The organism is Paenibacillus sp. FSL E2-0177, assembly GCF_037992975.1.
Lineage (GTDB): Bacteria > Bacillota > Bacilli > Paenibacillales > Paenibacillaceae > Paenibacillus_AQ > Paenibacillus_AQ odorifer.
Genome location: NZ_CP150307.1, coordinates 2,162,970 through 2,177,173 on the forward strand (window position 1 = coordinate 2,162,970; position 14,204 = coordinate 2,177,173).

Sequence of the window (14,204 nt, forward strand, 5' to 3'; positions counted from 1 at the left end):
ATCACATGGCGTCAACGAAGCTTACATTTAACGTAGATGAAGTCGAGCGCCTGCAGACGAAAATAAGACAGGTAAGCCAGGACACCAACCGGCTGTACCTCCAGTTCAAAGGTCAAGCTAGTAACTGGAGTGGCGTCCCATTAGGATCAAACCAGGTGCAGGCGCAGATAATCATCAACGAACTGACGGTAGAAGCGGAAAAATTGGAAGACATCATTCGAGGCGCGATAAAAGGTGTTCAAGGCGCACAGGATGAGAATAAGCGGCAGGCAAATCAACTTTTTCAGCAGCTCGGTGTTCTTGAGGGGATGTTCGAAAGGTTTGGGAGCGGAAGTGCAATTGGGCAGTCTTCAATTCCGACGACGGCTCAGAAAGCGGTCACGAATCTGATCACCACAATTGCTACTCTGATGGGTTGGGATGAGTTGAATAGTGATCCTATGGTGCAGAAGCTCCAGGCAACTGTTAAAAAGTCAGGATTGGAAACGATCGACTCCATAGCCGCGCAAAGTAAACTGAAGGATATCTACCTGGCGCGGGATCAGATCGCGAAGGCGCAGACAGCCTATGAGGTATATCAGGCGTTTGGAAATCAGACTCAAATGGACGCAATGCATAAGTTAGCGGAAGACGCACGCAAGAAGCTGAAATCCTTGGGTATAGACGAGGTCCAGTACCAGGCGGGTAAGGATCTAAGCACTTATTTTAAGAAACCAGCGGTTAAGGCATGTGATTATGATCCGTCGATTACCAGTAGAAGCATACCACTAGTGCAGAATGAAACGTATCAGTTGCTACTACGGACGGCAATGGAAAAAGGGGAGAAGGGAGCCTGGGCAAAAGGCCAACTGGAAGGCATTCAAACCACCATGGATCAGATGATTGCTACTGGAGTAAGTTTGGGTGTACACGTGATGACAAACCAAGGTGGAAAGGCTTGGGGAGATGTTATAAAATTGACTTCATCAGTCGCCCAACTGGATTCCTATAATCTGTTTAGAAAGAATAAAACGGAGGAACAAGCAAAACCCGAGGATTCTAAAAATGCCTTTTATAAATCAATAGACAGTTTTAAAGAAATTGGAACGGGTTTTGTAGGGACATTAAGAACTCGTGCGGATAAGGCGACAGACTCCCCCTATGACTTTTTTAACTGGTTAACATTAGGCATAACAGGAGATATTCCGGTCGGGATATATGAAGCAGCCAAAGATCGATCAGAGCATATGTTTGATTCAAAAGAGAAGTTTGCGGATTGGTTGACACTGGGAACAGTGGAAATGGCGAAAGGAGCATTTAATCCAGACGAAGCATGGTCAGCGGATCATTGGCTCAATAGTCTGGGAATGGTAACGTTGATGTATGGTCCGGTAGAAAAATCTTTGCTTCCTACAGGAGGCGGAGGTCTAAAGCCTCCAAAAGGGTTAGATTCTGTAAAAGGTATTGAGGTACAAAAACCGTTGCCGGCATTTAGCACAAATGAAGGTTTTCAATTCAAGATAAATAATCTAGATATAGATACGCCGGCACTTCCACAGACCCCGATGCAAATCAATTTTAAGAATGAAATGGACCGGATTTTAAGAGAGAAGATGGAAGGGAAGGGTGACAGTAATCATTCAATAAAGGATGTAGAAGTGAAGGCGGTTGAGGGGACGGGTAATGGAGGTTCGGGTGGTAGAACAAATCCTAGTGGTATTCTTGATCCCAATGCGAGTCCCTCTGGTACTAAAACTAAGGTAAATTACAACGATCCAGACCCAGATAACATACGAGCTTTGGAACGTGAAAATGAAGCCGCAGAGATTTTGGCTAAAAATGGATACCACGTAGAGCAAAATCCGAATGTACCGAGTACAATAAAAAATCCAGACTATAGGATTGAGGGAGAAATTTTTGACTGTTACTCTCCAAAACCAAAAACCTCTCCAAGAAATATAGGTTCAAGTATACAAGCTAAGGTAGAAGCAGGTCAGACAGATAGAGTTGTTTTAAATCTCTCTGATTGGACAGGTGATATGAACGCATTGAAGAAACAATTAGCAGATTGGCCGATTACTGGACTAAAAGAATTAATTGCAATTGATGGTAGCGGTAATGCTATTCATCTATTACCATAATAAAGGAGTGGTCAAGTGGCTATTGAGTATTCTCTCAAAACAGAACAAAAAATATCTGAATCCTGTTTATTGCAAGAACTTGTATCAATGGGCTATACAGATATTGATGCAATAGACTTTCCAAAAGGAATTAGAATTAGTCAATTTGAAAAATCACTTGGTTTGACTGTTTACTTAACGGAGTCTGGCGAATATCCGTATAACGCTTATGACACTCAGTTTTTGAGAAGTGAGTTTGTGTATGAAAGTACATTAAGTATTCGCTTTATAAACAATTTATACAATGATGAATCCATTAAGTTTGTGCTATCTCTAGTGTTCAATTTGATGAAAAACAATAATTTAAATGCTTTATTTTTATCGAATGGTGATAATGAATTATCTTTCTTTACCAAAGGACATGTATATTTGGATAATTCATCACATGTCTGGGATAATGGTTGTTTTACTGAAATTCTTAAGGGACATAGATATAGTTATTATGAGGGGAGCTTTTTAGAATAAAGAAGGCACTACCCCTTACCGAATGAATTCATCAATCAACCAATAACACTTATAACCCATGTAAACTGCCACAATGCGAGCTAGCCGCCCGTGTTGTGGCAGTTTTTTGCTCATGGCACTGTCGCGGCGGCTATTTGGTACAGACCCCACCCATTGCCGAATGAACCCATCATTCAACCAATAACACATATAACCCATATAATACCCGTATAAAGATTTCGCCATTTCGTTTGTACGCACATAAATGCTTTAATTTTATCACCCAAATAACGCTATTCCGTTACATAAAACAGGTCGATTATGGTCAGATACCACCATGATTGGCCTGTTTTTTGTTGTCTTCGTTTTCTTGCGGTTTTTCAAAATTTACGCAACTGTAAAATGCGCCGCCTCGATAGAGAGGATGAAAAGGCAAAGCATCTTTTGGAGTAGTTAGCCCGACTATTAATGTTGTCAGGACTTATCTGCAAATTGTCCGCAACAATCTGGGCATAAGCCGCGATAGTTACTGTGCAAGTCAATAAATCTGGTGACGACCAGTTGACATAGAACAGGTAAGGATAGGTGTCAGGCTAGCCGCCTTCCCTGCTTCATTGCCGCCGAGGGTGGCATAACAGCATAAAAAGGAAGGGATTGCAGATGAAAACGAAGTACAACGACTTCTGGTTGACTAAGAATAACAAAGCCGCTAATGCTTACATGGACGAAGTTGCCAAGGAGAGCAACTTTACAGGTCATCACAAGGGATACACCATCCTGCCGCATAAAATCCATCGGTGCTATGGGCTTAATCTGTATGAAAAGCTGATTCTCGTAGATATTGTCGCGTATATGAGCGACCAGAGCCAATGCCACCCCACCATTGAAATGATTGCCCGTAATCTTGGATGCAGTTCCAAGTCCGTAGAGCGTCATATTGCCAAACTGGCAGAGAAAAAGCTGATTTTCGTCAGCCAGAGCAAGAACAATACGTATTCCCTGCCGAATTACCTCCACTGTCATCCGTATTTGCTCATGTCCGAGAAGACACATGAGTTTATTGGAAGCGTGAGGAAGCAGGTAAACGGGAGGGAACTGATGCTATGGATTCAAGAGATGGTCAAGAGCGACGATTACAAGGCGTATACCGCCCGACTCCAAAGACTTCATGAAAGACGCTTTGCGACTGATAAATTCGCTGAGAAGGAAACCTTGGACAGCTATGCCCAATTCCTGATGACCGCATTTGCAAAACGATTTCCGCCAGATGTTAACGGTCAATAATGGAGAGTCTGTTATTTCAGCGGACTCTCTGTCCAAATAGCCGTCACACGGTCGGTTAAAGGCAAGAAATGAAGGCTGTAGACTCTGTGTCTGCGATTTCGACAGAGGGTCGGCAATGCCGGACAGAGAGTCTGAATCCTAGACGTAGAGTCTGTTACGAACCGTCCGATAGTCTCACTAATAAGAATCATAAACAAGAATCAATTTAAGAAGAATCAAGCTAAGAATCACTTGAATAAGAAACAGCAGACACGCCGTTGGCGGTCTGCGTTTCGGGGGAGATTTTGGATTCTTGGATGGAGGGTAAAGACGGCGGATAACTCTTTACGGATACTTTACTCAAGAATCAAATAGAGTTCCGCCGCCGCTCCGTCCTGCCCCTTCGGGCGGCTCGCTCAATGGCGCTGAGAACACACGGAAAGGATTTTACGGACTTTTTCAGAGTTGGTGGGGGTTTGGGTATAGACACAACAGCGTGGCTCTACGAGCCGGGCGAAACAAGAAAGCACAGCAAGGCGGCTATGCCGGAGGTCGGGCGGCATTTGGCTACAAGGCGAAGAAAGGTCAGAAAGCAATCGAAATTAATCTCGATGAAGCAACAGCCGTTCAACGACTGTTTGAACTAAAGGAACTATTCCCCGACTGGTCATTGTCGGAATTGGCGTATCAGATGAACTATGACGGCTTTACAACGCAACAAGGCAAGCGATTTACGAAAGTACAGGTCAAGCGTATCCTTGACCGCCGTCCCTTCTATGAAGGGCTGTACCTGTACGGCGATATTCAAGCAAACGGGCTTCATCAAGCCATCTTGTAAGGGGTGGCGGCAATGAATCAGATGGAAATATACAACCGCTACGTCGAGCAGGAAGACGGCTACTATAGGCAATTAAACACGTTGGAACAATGCCAACATGCGATATTCGACCACATCTTCCGATGCGGAGAACAGTTCGATAAGCTGACGGCGGAGGAAGTATTGTTAAAAGTTTACCAATTGGAAAACACGGTGCGTTTAGAACTGTTGTATTTAAAATTGGCAAAAGCATTTCTGGCTTTTGAAATGAAAGAAGCATCAAGCTAACTTGTGACACCAAAGGCAAGGAATAGAGAGGCTTACGTCCCACTGCGAACCGTAAGGTTAACGCTTGAACTGAGGTTGCCCCTATTCTTTACCTACGTCACGACAAAATCCGTAATCAGAGGTGAAGCCTTTTGTCGCACTATAAACAAACGCATATTTATGTCGGAATGGATTTACATAAAGCCCACCATACCGCCGTTATCATCAATTGTTGGAACGAGCGGCTAGGCGAAATCCAAATCGAGAATAAGCCGTCTGCCTTCGATGAGTTGATGAAATTCGTCAAGAAGCATACCCCAAAAGGCTTGACCCCTGTTTACGGGTTGGAGGACACGGGCGGCAACGGCAGAGCGTTAGCCGTTCACCTTGTCGAGAAAAAGCAAATCGTCAAGGAAGTTAATTCCGCCCTCTCTTACAATGAACGTAAGAGCTATGCTACCACTCAAAAGAGCGATAGTTGGGATGCGTTCTGCATCGCCAAAGTATTGCTTGCAAGGCTTGATGAATTGCCGGATGCGAATCCGCAAGACTTTTACTGGACTATCGGGCAACTGGTTGCAAGGCGGAACGCCATTGTCAAACATGCGGCTACGCTCAAGAACCAACTGCATCAGCAGTTAAGCTATCATTATCCGTCATACAAGAAGTTCTTCTGTGACATTGACGGGAAGGCGGCTCTAGCGTTTTGGGAGAAGTATCCTGCGCCGTATCATTTGGAATCGGTGGGGGTAGATAAGCTAGCGGAAATCCTTCGTAAAGCAAGCCATAACACCTGTTCTACCCGTAAGGCAGAGGAAATCTTGGAACGGGTCAAGAAGGACGGAGAGACAAAGCGGAACTACCAACCATCCAGAGATTTCCTTATTGTGAACATGGTTCAGGACATGAAGCGAAGCCGAGAACTGATTAAGCAGACGGAAGAACAGCTTCGTCAGGTGTTGGCGGAAACCGACTTTAAATTGCAGTCTATGGACGGAATCAATATTGTGACGGTGGCGGAACTGATCGCAGAGATTGGCGACATTCGCCGCTTCCCGAACGCCGACAAGCTAGCCCGATTCGCAGGGATTGCCCCTGTTCGGTTTAGTTCGGGCGGCAAGGGAAAAGACAAAGCAAGCGGTCAAGGCAATCGGGTATTGAACGCCATCTTCCATAACTTAGCCGTACAGCAAATCCAAGTAGCCAAAGGCGACAACAAGAAACAGCGGAATCCCGTCTTCTACGAGTATTACCAACGCAAGCTAGCGGAAGGCAAGACGAAGAAGCAAGCCCTTATATGTATCATGAGAAGACTTGTAACCATCATCTATAGCATGATGAAGAACAAAACGCCATACATGGCGGCGGCTCTGACAGAACGTAAGGCAAGCTGATATAATGGTGGTGGTAATTGGTAAAATAGTTGCCACCATTCATAGAGTTTAAGATTACAACTTAGGGGACGGGAAATGTTCGTTCTTCTGTAATTAGTTCAGAAATGGAAAAGAAAATATTAGATGGGCAAAGAAAACTTCCTACGAAGAATGAGTTGATCGGTGGTCATTCTCCGCAAATCAACAATGTAAATCCTAATTATGCAGTTCAAGAAATAACAGTTAATGCAGATGGAACAAGAAAAGTTAAGTTTACTACTCAATTTCCTGATGGTAATTTATCTAATATTAAAACGAGCACTTTATTCCCGGATTCATGGAGTGATTCGCAAATTGTTAATGGTATAAAAGATACTGGTAATACAGCATCCATTGGAGTTCGTGCCTCGGATGGTGCAACTCTTCATAGAGGAACTGTTAATGGTGTTCAAGTTGAAGTTATTAAAATAGGTGACAATGTTGTATCGGGCTATCCAACAGGTGGGGGAGCTACACAACTTCTAAGTGGTTTTACAGCACCTTAACTTGTAATCTGATCCAAAGGAGTTTTTTAATGTTTACAGAATTTGATGACTATCTTTCAGGATATTTCTCAGATGATTATTGGTATGATGAAGGTTTTTCAATTGCACAGGCGATGCTGTTAAAATTCTCCCCACGGGATTGGGAAGAATTATCAAACGGAGTGTTAAATAAGCCAATAGAGTGGCAAAGAAAATTAGCATATTGTTTGCATAATGAATCTAGCATGGATGAATTGAATATGTTGTTGAAACTGCTAAGTACTGAAGATGAAGAGTTATTCGAAATATGTATTGATGCATTAAGAAGTTTTACTAGTACTGAAAGTAAAAAACGGATATTAAAAAATCCTTCAATTCTACAGAGGGTTTATGAGTTAATCCCAAATTCGGGGGACGCGACAAAAAAAGTATTTGAAGCTTTTCTGGAGAAGATACAAAGCTGACGATATTATTGGTGGGGGCTACCCAGTGCCGAAAGAATCCATTATTTAATCAATAACACATTTAACCCATGTAATACCCGTATAAAGATTTCACCACTTTATTTGTACGCACATCAGATGCTTTAAAAGTATAACCTAAATAACGCTATTGCGTTACATTGAACAGGTCGATTATGGTCAGATACCACCATGATTGACCTGTTTTTTGTTATCTTCGTTTTCTCTCGGTTTTCCAAATCAATTACATCTGATTACTTTGCTAATGGGTGGTGAAACATAGATCGCAACGAGCACGATAGATAGAATGACTACTGATAGTGAGGGGGGCAGTAAAAAGTAGGATGTTGACCGCAACTTTACTGATCGTCGTTACGATAGCTATCTTGTAAATACAATCTGGTGACGACCAGTCAACATATACAGGTGAGGATATGTTTTAGGCTAGCCACCTTGCCCTCTAATATAGTCCGAAATTCGTTAAATAATTTCGGTTTGGGGGCTGAACATGGAAGGAGTACAAGTTTCAATTGACCGTATTGTAGTAGAGTTTACAGATGTATACTGGGATTTCTTTAATCCTTTTCGATTACGTCTTTGTGAGTATTTGAATGCTAAACTTCGATTAATGGAGAAGGGATTCAAGTATCATTTACATGTAAGAGATGATGAGCATTACCTGCATATCTCGTATCAATTGACCTTCGTTCCAAAGTCAAGAAAGAACACGTTAAGAATCGAGTGTCACCCTGATAGTCTGATTCATTTCTATTCTTGGCTTAAGCCATTAAAGGACTGCGCCACGGCCATCTTGTTTGTTCGATGTGATGTAGCCTTTGACATACCGTTACCCATATCAGAATTGTTTACTTTATCGCTTACAGGGAGGAATATACATCAATGGAAAGGAACTCGATACTCTAACAAGAAGCATCAAAGGCAAGTGGCTGGATACAGTCGAGTTTACGACAAGAAACGTCAACTGATACAACGGTATGGAAAGGTTATAGAGGGAGAGTTAACGAGGTTTGAAATTGTTTATGTACCAGACGAGAAGAGACCACTTGAAGCTATCGTACAATTTCCACCCCAATTCAACAGACTTTACCTGTGTGCTCATTTGACTTGTACTGAACAACTAAAACCCAAGCTACACTGTTCAAAGGAACCCGATATTATAACGGCAAGCATTAGCGACAGGAGGATGGCTATTGTCGGGTGTATGACAAGAAGCGTCCGTTGATGGAGACTGGGCGGCAGGGAATCAAGGGGGAGCAAATGAGGATGGAGATTGTATATGCTCCGAAGGGGAAGGAATCGCTTGCTTCATTGGTTCAATATCCACCTAAGTTTAACAGCAAGTATCTATGTGCTGTGCTGACGAACTTGTCCCAGTTCACCCCGAAGGTGGGTAACTTGTTCAGGAGATTCAGCAAGGTGAATCTCTGCCGCAGAATACGATCCCTTATTACCGTAAGCAAATTCAGGGACAAATGAAAACTCAGGATGTTATTGACCTGAATGAAGTAGCGTCAGAGCAATGGCAGGAAGCGATAACTCTCCCCTGTGCCATTTTATCCGCTAAGGTTAGTCATCTTCCAATACAAGAAGTTCGTTCAAGCTGATATTAAGTTACGGCATATCTGGTACAAGAAGGCGGAGCAGGGCGGCTATACCGGAAGGAGAGCCACCTTTGGCTACAAGGCAAAGAAACGTCAGAAGTACATCCAAGTGGATGAAAGACAAGCCTTAACCGTCCGCAGAGTATTTTAGGAACCATTAAGGCATGTGATTATGATCCGTCGATTACTAGTAGAAGCGTACCACTAGTGCAGAATGAAGCGTATCAGTTGCTACTACGGACGGCAATGGAAAAAGGGGAGAAGGGAGCCTGGGCAAAAGGGCAACTGGAAGGCGTTCAAACCACCATGGAACAGATGATTGCTACTGGAGTAAGTTTGGGTGTACACGTGATGACAAACCAAGGTGGAAAGGCTTGGGGAGATATTCCGGTCGGGATATATGAAGCAGCCAAAGATCGATCAGAGCATATGTTTGATTCAAAGGAGAAGTTTGCGGATTGGTTAACACTGGGAACAGTGGAGATGGCGAAAGGAGCATTTAATCCAGACGAAGCATGGTCAGCGGATCATTGGCTCAATAGTCTGGGAATGGTAACGTTGTTGTATGGTCCGGCAGAAAAATCTTTATTATCCACAGAAGGCGGATTGCTAAAGCCAAAGCTTCCAAAAGAAATAGATCTAGTGCAAGAGACTATTGATTTTAAATTATGGGAATAAATTCATGTTAGTGGACAAAATAAATTAACCACTGATGGATTAAGAATTATGAGTATCAGAGACATAAAGAAGTTTAAAAGCGAAATGAATTTAAATAATATAAAAGTTATTATGGATAAGAAGGGAACTTTCTACCTGAAAAGGCTGTGGGAGGTTTCAATCCAAATACTGGACAGATCGTATTAAGACCTGATGCTTCTTACTAAAGTGTAGTTCATGAATCTTATCACGCTAAGCACTTTGGAGAACTTGGAAAAGAAAATTATATGAAATTATCGACTTTAGAAAAGGAAGAGTATGTTTATAGAGAAATTATGAAAAATAAAGGTGAATTGAGTATTGAAGAAATATATGAAGCACAAAGATATATATTCAAACTAAGGAACGGACAATGGCCTTTATCGAATTGGAAAGGATTTGATGAATAATGCAAGAAAGAATAAATACTAATCTAACAGCTAACCAAGCTTTGGAGATAGCTCGAGATTATAAGGATAAGTTTAAACTGTATGGAGTTATACATGATGATATAGAAAAGTCTGTTAGATTTTATAATGAGTTTTATAGAATTAAGGGTTGTGTGTGGCTTGTTTTGGCGGATATAACTCCTAAAAATTATGAAGGTGATGACGAAATTACTTTCGTGGTTTCTGATGAAGACAGTGCTGTTGATCATGTGCTAGATCATAATGGGATACCTCAACGTTATCATATACCAAGCAATAGAAATTATAGCGATGAAGAGTTTGAAGCTATCTTTGATGAAGATCATGATGAGTAAAAGAGTCTAAACTCGAGGGGAATCAATCATTTGCCGACTCAATCCATCATTCGAACAATGACACATATATCTCATATATTACCTATATAAAGATTTTTACTATTTCGTTTGTACGCACAATAATGCTTGAGATTTTATAACCTAATTAACACTAAAGCGTTACATAGAACAGGTCGATTATGGTCAGATACCACCATGATTGGCTTGTTTTTTTATATTCATTTTCCGGTGTCGTAGCTTGCGGGTCCATCCAATATCCCTCACAAATAAAGATTTCAAAGGAGTAAAGCACCCCTAAAAGGCTTTACTCCTTTTTAACATTTAGTCTAAGCTATGTTATTATTACCTTATATTTTCCTATAAATAACAAATTATAGAGTTTGGAGGTTTAAGAATGAAAAGTAAGCGTAACTTGATAATGCTGTTATTGTTTGCTTTGACGATTATACTTTCAGGATGTAATGATAAAGAAGCTGCGATATTATCCCTGGATGAAATACGGGATCTAGCTCAGCGAGGCGAGGCGTTGTCGTGGAAGGATTTTGAAGGTCATCCCTTTGAAGATGTCGGTTCAGGTTTGTACATCCGTAAATATGAAATTAATGAAAACTACCATGTGCTGGTGGGTGGCGGAAGTGTTGATGCAGCTCCTCTGTATATAAATCTTGTCAAAAGAAACGGAGAAAAGATCGATATCCGTTATGATGACATCGATCATTTTATCCTTAATTAAATGAGGGGTTTTTAGGCTATTCAAATCTTATTCCGTTAGATAATTCATCCAGACGCTCCCAGTCGAGTACAACAATTTCTTGCTTAACTTTATATAAAATTTCCATGTCGGTGAGCCGCTGAATGACACGGTTTAAATGGCGGGGAGTAGTCCCAATCAAAGAGGCTATATCTGGGATATATGGTGTCTGAATTTCTTTTGCAAACTCACGTTGGAGTTGAATGGTCAATAAATAACTTGCAAACCTTTCTTCTACAGAACCCAGCAAGTTCGTTCGGGATGCGGATGTGCAGGTTAGAAGCTTGTAGGAGAGATGTTTCAGCAACAAGTCTTTAAACCTGTGGTTATCCATTAGGTCAGACTCAACCTCTTGTTTCGGGATAAATAAGAGGCTGGTTTGTTGTACCGCTTCAACTTGGGATTGGATCACAACTTCCTGCACGTATTCAATATCCCCGAATAATGACAAGGGTGAGCAGAAACGTAATAACAAGGATTTTCCCGTCCCCACACTAGAAGAAACCTTGGTACGCCCCTCCACTTGAAAATAAATTCCGTCCAGCTCATCCCCCTCACGCAAAATGATTTCATCCTGCTCATAGACAAGTAACTGGATTAAAGCATGTGTTGACGTTGTGAATACTTGGTCTAGATTAAATTGTGTAATGTAATGTGATATCAGATTTGGATCGTGAATAGATTTCATCGTTTACTCCTTTTTGGACATCGGTCCTTTCCATTATATCTGAACTCGTTAATATAGAGAAAAAGGGGAGGTTATTAACTGTGAAATTTATTTTTGATTTAGATGGGACGATTTGTTTTAACGGCAAACCTTTGAGTGAATTTATTGTACAAGCCTTGGATTCTCTAATTGAAAAAGGACATGAGGTTATTTTTGCGTCAGCCCGGCCTATTCGTGATTTATTGCCTGTGTTGCCTGCTCGTATGCATCATTTTTCTATGGTTGGCGGGAATGGCGCGTTTATTGCAAAGGGTGGGGAGGTTATTTCGACGATACATTTTGACCCACAGACTGCGGATAACCTCCTGAATTTGATTGAAGAATTTGATGCAACTTATTTGATTGATAGTCATTGGGACTATGCATATTCGGGTTCTGCGAACCATCCCATCCGGAGAAATGTAGATCCAGAACAACGCGCCAAAAATGTAACTCCATCAGAGCTGGATGAGATTGTGAAGGTAGTTATTTTGAGCAGTCTGAATGGGGAACAACTTATACATAAGCTGCAAAATCTGCCGATTGTGATCTACCAGCATGGACAAGAAGATATTATGGATATAAGTCCACAAGGTGTGAACAAATGGACAGGACTAAAGAGATTAGGCATAGAACCGCAGCAATTTATTGCATTTGGTAACGATGCTAATGATATAGAAATGTTTAGACATTCCGCACACTCGGTTTGTGTTGGCGATCATATATCTTTGGGAGAAGTTGCAACGGAAAAGGTTAGTAGCGGTGAAGAGCAGATTGTTAGAACAATAATGGAGCTGGTGGGAGGTCTGCGATAATTGTTGGGATGGTGATCACCAGCTCAGAGGTCATTGTTGCGGACTGTATAGTCGCTATTTCAGGATTTAGCTTCATTAGGCGGAGTGTTCGGACTCAGGAGGCGTTATCTAGTCACAAGACAGCGGTTTTTGCACACAAACAACTCAATAACGACTCTGGGGTCCGAATAACCTCATTTCTGTCTATTTCGAAGCCAATAAGGACATTTGAGTCCGATGGTAGGAGGTTGGTCGCTATTTGCAACAAAAAACCTGCCAAAAAATCAGCAGGTTTTTTGCATGGATGAGCAGAAATAAGTGTGATAACTATTCTAGATAAGTTCTTGGCGGTGATTTAAATAACGATATAAAACACAACCGGATATCGCGCATATAGCTGCACATAAGCCGATAAAACCATACCCAGCTTGAAGACCACGTAGCAAACCAGTTTGTGTTTCTGCTCCGTAAAGCCGCTTCACACCTTCGATCACTGCACCTATGGCATAGTTGCCAATCACGCTACCGACTCCCATTAGTGTAACTGTAAAGGTGATGGCAGTGTCACTGCCATGCGGATACCTTTTTGCGATAAATGCCATAACGGTCGGATAAATCATAGCGATACCTATGCCTGCTGCTGCGAATAGAAACGCGAGCTGTTCCCCACCTAAAATAGCAGCAAACGTACATAAGGCAGAGAAGGCTGAAAAGATGATAAGCGATAGATTGAAACCAATCTTATCTGTAACCGGCCCCAGCAGGAGCCTTGCTAGCGAGAAGCAGAGAAAAAAGGTGGACAACATACCAGAAGCTGTAACTGTATCCCACAAGTATGCTTTTTCCAAAAAATTCACTAGCCATCCACCTACTGCAAGCTCTGACACCACACCGAAGGAAAGAATAAGCACCATCAGCCATAAAGCGGGATCGCGGACCAACGTTTTTAAAGGGATCCGGTCCTCTTGCGGAAGATCGTCACCCGGAAATGTACTGCGCAAGGCAGATAGAATAGGCAGTAAAGATAAGCTTAGCATAATCAGATACATTCCGCGCCAGTCGAGTGGATGGCCAAATATACTTACCGACATGAGTCCTGTTGCCAGCAGTGGAGCTAAGGTTGAACTAAATCCGTAGAAAAAATGGGATAAGTTCATCATCGTCCCGGTATTTTTTACGAAAATGCGTGCTCCCAAAATGGCAAGACCAATCTCCAGCATTCCGTTTCCGATGTACATCAGGAAATAAGAAGCTGAGAAGAAGGGATAGCTGTGGGAGATATAGATTAACACTCCTGAGAATATCATGGATGCAAAAGCAATGATACTGACAGCCTTGATCCCCCACTTCCGAACCAATACAGCTGTAAAGGAGCAGGCGATCAAATAACCTAATGCATTTAGGGATAAAAGGGTGCCGAGCTGTTTCTCGTCCAGATTAAAGTCGAATTGGATTCGCGGAATGGCAGGTCCTTTAATATTTTCCGATATGCCAAACACTATAAATCCTAAAAAGATGGTTGCCAATTGCATGGCGTAAATTTTGTTAAATCCCCCGAAGCGCT

At 42.0% G+C, this 14,204-nt stretch carries 14 protein-coding genes and 2 pseudogenes; 14 read left to right on the forward strand and 2 right to left on the reverse strand.

Going from position 1 to position 14,204, the window contains the following annotated elements; translation table 11 throughout:
• Window positions 1-5 precede the first annotated feature (5 nt).
• From MHI25_RS09515 to MHI25_RS09575, 13 genes and pseudogenes are all read left to right on the forward strand, one after another.
• Entirely contained in the window at window positions 6-2,120 is a 2,115-nt protein-coding gene (locus MHI25_RS09515; protein WP_340395318.1) for a hypothetical protein, read from the forward strand.
• A gap of 15 nt (window positions 2,121-2,135) precedes the next feature.
• Window positions 2,136-2,624 (forward strand): SitI3 family protein, encoded by a 489-nt coding sequence (locus tag MHI25_RS09520; RefSeq protein ID WP_076220186.1) that lies wholly within the window; start codon window positions 2,136-2,138, stop codon window positions 2,622-2,624.
• Window positions 2,625-3,263: 639 nt separating this feature from the next.
• On the forward strand, window positions 3,264-3,887 hold the full coding sequence (locus tag MHI25_RS09525; protein ID WP_340395319.1) for a helix-turn-helix domain-containing protein: 624 nt from the start codon (window positions 3,264-3,266) through the stop codon (window positions 3,885-3,887).
• Between the two features lie 475 nt (window positions 3,888-4,362).
• A pseudogene (locus MHI25_RS09530) lies at window positions 4,363-4,704 on the forward strand (recombinase family protein); the annotation flags it as partial.
• Between the two features lie 12 nt (window positions 4,705-4,716).
• Window positions 4,717-4,971, forward strand: coding sequence for a hypothetical protein (locus MHI25_RS09535; protein ID WP_340395320.1), 255 nt, complete (start codon window positions 4,717-4,719; stop codon window positions 4,969-4,971).
• A 167-nt stretch (window positions 4,972-5,138) separates the two neighbouring features.
• Window positions 5,139-6,344, forward strand: a complete 1,206-nt coding sequence (locus MHI25_RS09540) for an IS110 family transposase (RefSeq protein ID WP_340395321.1) — start codon at window positions 5,139-5,141, stop codon at window positions 6,342-6,344.
• A 104-nt stretch (window positions 6,345-6,448) separates the two neighbouring features.
• A complete protein-coding gene (locus MHI25_RS09545; protein WP_340395322.1) occupies window positions 6,449-6,868 on the forward strand; it encodes an EndoU domain-containing protein in 420 nt (139 codons plus the stop codon).
• Window positions 6,869-6,897: 29 nt separating this feature from the next.
• On the forward strand, window positions 6,898-7,311 hold the full coding sequence (locus MHI25_RS09550; protein ID WP_340395323.1) for a hypothetical protein: 414 nt from the start codon (window positions 6,898-6,900) through the stop codon (window positions 7,309-7,311).
• Window positions 7,312-8,526: 1,215 nt separating this feature from the next.
• Window positions 8,527-8,805 (forward strand): hypothetical protein, encoded by a 279-nt coding sequence (locus MHI25_RS09555; protein WP_340395324.1) that lies wholly within the window; start codon window positions 8,527-8,529, stop codon window positions 8,803-8,805.
• Between the two features lie 332 nt (window positions 8,806-9,137).
• Entirely contained in the window at window positions 9,138-9,608 is a 471-nt protein-coding gene (locus MHI25_RS09560) for a hypothetical protein (protein ID WP_340395325.1), read from the forward strand.
• A 221-nt stretch (window positions 9,609-9,829) separates the two neighbouring features.
• Window positions 9,830-10,036 (forward strand): annotated as a pseudogene (locus tag MHI25_RS09565) (zincin-like metallopeptidase toxin domain-containing protein); the annotation flags it as partial.
• Window positions 10,036-10,389, forward strand: a complete 354-nt coding sequence (locus tag MHI25_RS09570) for a hypothetical protein (RefSeq protein ID WP_339190298.1) — start codon at window positions 10,036-10,038, stop codon at window positions 10,387-10,389. The pseudogene MHI25_RS09565 and the gene MHI25_RS09570, both read left to right, overlap by 1 nt.
• Before the next feature lie 394 nt (window positions 10,390-10,783).
• A complete protein-coding gene (locus MHI25_RS09575) occupies window positions 10,784-11,122 on the forward strand; it encodes a hypothetical protein (protein ID WP_340395326.1) in 339 nt (112 codons plus the stop codon).
• Window positions 11,123-11,138: 16 nt separating this feature from the next.
• Here the strand turns inward: MHI25_RS09575 and MHI25_RS09580 are convergent, their stop codons facing one another.
• The gene (locus MHI25_RS09580) at window positions 11,139-11,828 is read right to left on the reverse strand and encodes a Crp/Fnr family transcriptional regulator (protein ID WP_340395327.1); all 690 of its coding nucleotides are present in this window, start codon (window positions 11,826-11,828) and stop codon (window positions 11,139-11,141) included.
• Window positions 11,829-11,908: 80 nt separating this feature from the next.
• Between MHI25_RS09580 and MHI25_RS09585 the strand changes: the two genes are divergently transcribed.
• The gene (locus MHI25_RS09585) at window positions 11,909-12,661 is read left to right on the forward strand and encodes an HAD-IIB family hydrolase (RefSeq protein WP_340395328.1); all 753 of its coding nucleotides are present in this window, start codon (window positions 11,909-11,911) and stop codon (window positions 12,659-12,661) included.
• A gap of 311 nt (window positions 12,662-12,972) precedes the next feature.
• On the opposite strand, the gene MHI25_RS09590 is transcribed toward MHI25_RS09585, so the two are convergent.
• Entirely contained in the window at window positions 12,973-14,172 is a 1,200-nt protein-coding gene (locus MHI25_RS09590) for an MFS transporter (protein ID WP_076191403.1), read from the reverse strand.
• Between the last annotated feature and the right edge of the window lie 32 nt (window positions 14,173-14,204).

Excerpts from the sequence above, each read along its gene's own strand:
- MHI25_RS09570 (WP_339190298.1), top strand. The coding sequence starts at position 10,036 with ATGCAAGAAAGAATAAATACTAATCTAACAGCTAACCAAGCTTTGGAG.
- MHI25_RS09550 (WP_340395323.1), top strand. The coding sequence starts at position 6,898 with ATGTTTACAGAATTTGATGACTATCTTTCAGGATATTTCTCAGATGAT.
- MHI25_RS09525 (WP_340395319.1), top strand. The coding sequence starts at position 3,264 with ATGAAAACGAAGTACAACGACTTCTGGTTGACTAAGAATAACAAAGCC.
- MHI25_RS09540 (WP_340395321.1), top strand. The coding sequence starts at position 5,139 with ATGGATTTACATAAAGCCCACCATACCGCCGTTATCATCAATTGTTGG.
- MHI25_RS09575 (WP_340395326.1), top strand. The coding sequence starts at position 10,784 with ATGAAAAGTAAGCGTAACTTGATAATGCTGTTATTGTTTGCTTTGACG.
- MHI25_RS09545 (WP_340395322.1), top strand. The coding sequence starts at position 6,449 with ATGGAAAAGAAAATATTAGATGGGCAAAGAAAACTTCCTACGAAGAAT.
- MHI25_RS09515 (WP_340395318.1), top strand. The coding sequence starts at position 6 with ATGGCGTCAACGAAGCTTACATTTAACGTAGATGAAGTCGAGCGCCTG.
- MHI25_RS09590 (WP_076191403.1), bottom strand. The coding sequence starts at position 14,172 with ATGCAATTGGCAACCATCTTTTTAGGATTTATAGTGTTTGGCATATCG.
- MHI25_RS09580 (WP_340395327.1), bottom strand. The coding sequence starts at position 11,828 with ATGAAATCTATTCACGATCCAAATCTGATATCACATTACATTACACAA.
- MHI25_RS09535 (WP_340395320.1), top strand. The coding sequence starts at position 4,717 with ATGAATCAGATGGAAATATACAACCGCTACGTCGAGCAGGAAGACGGC.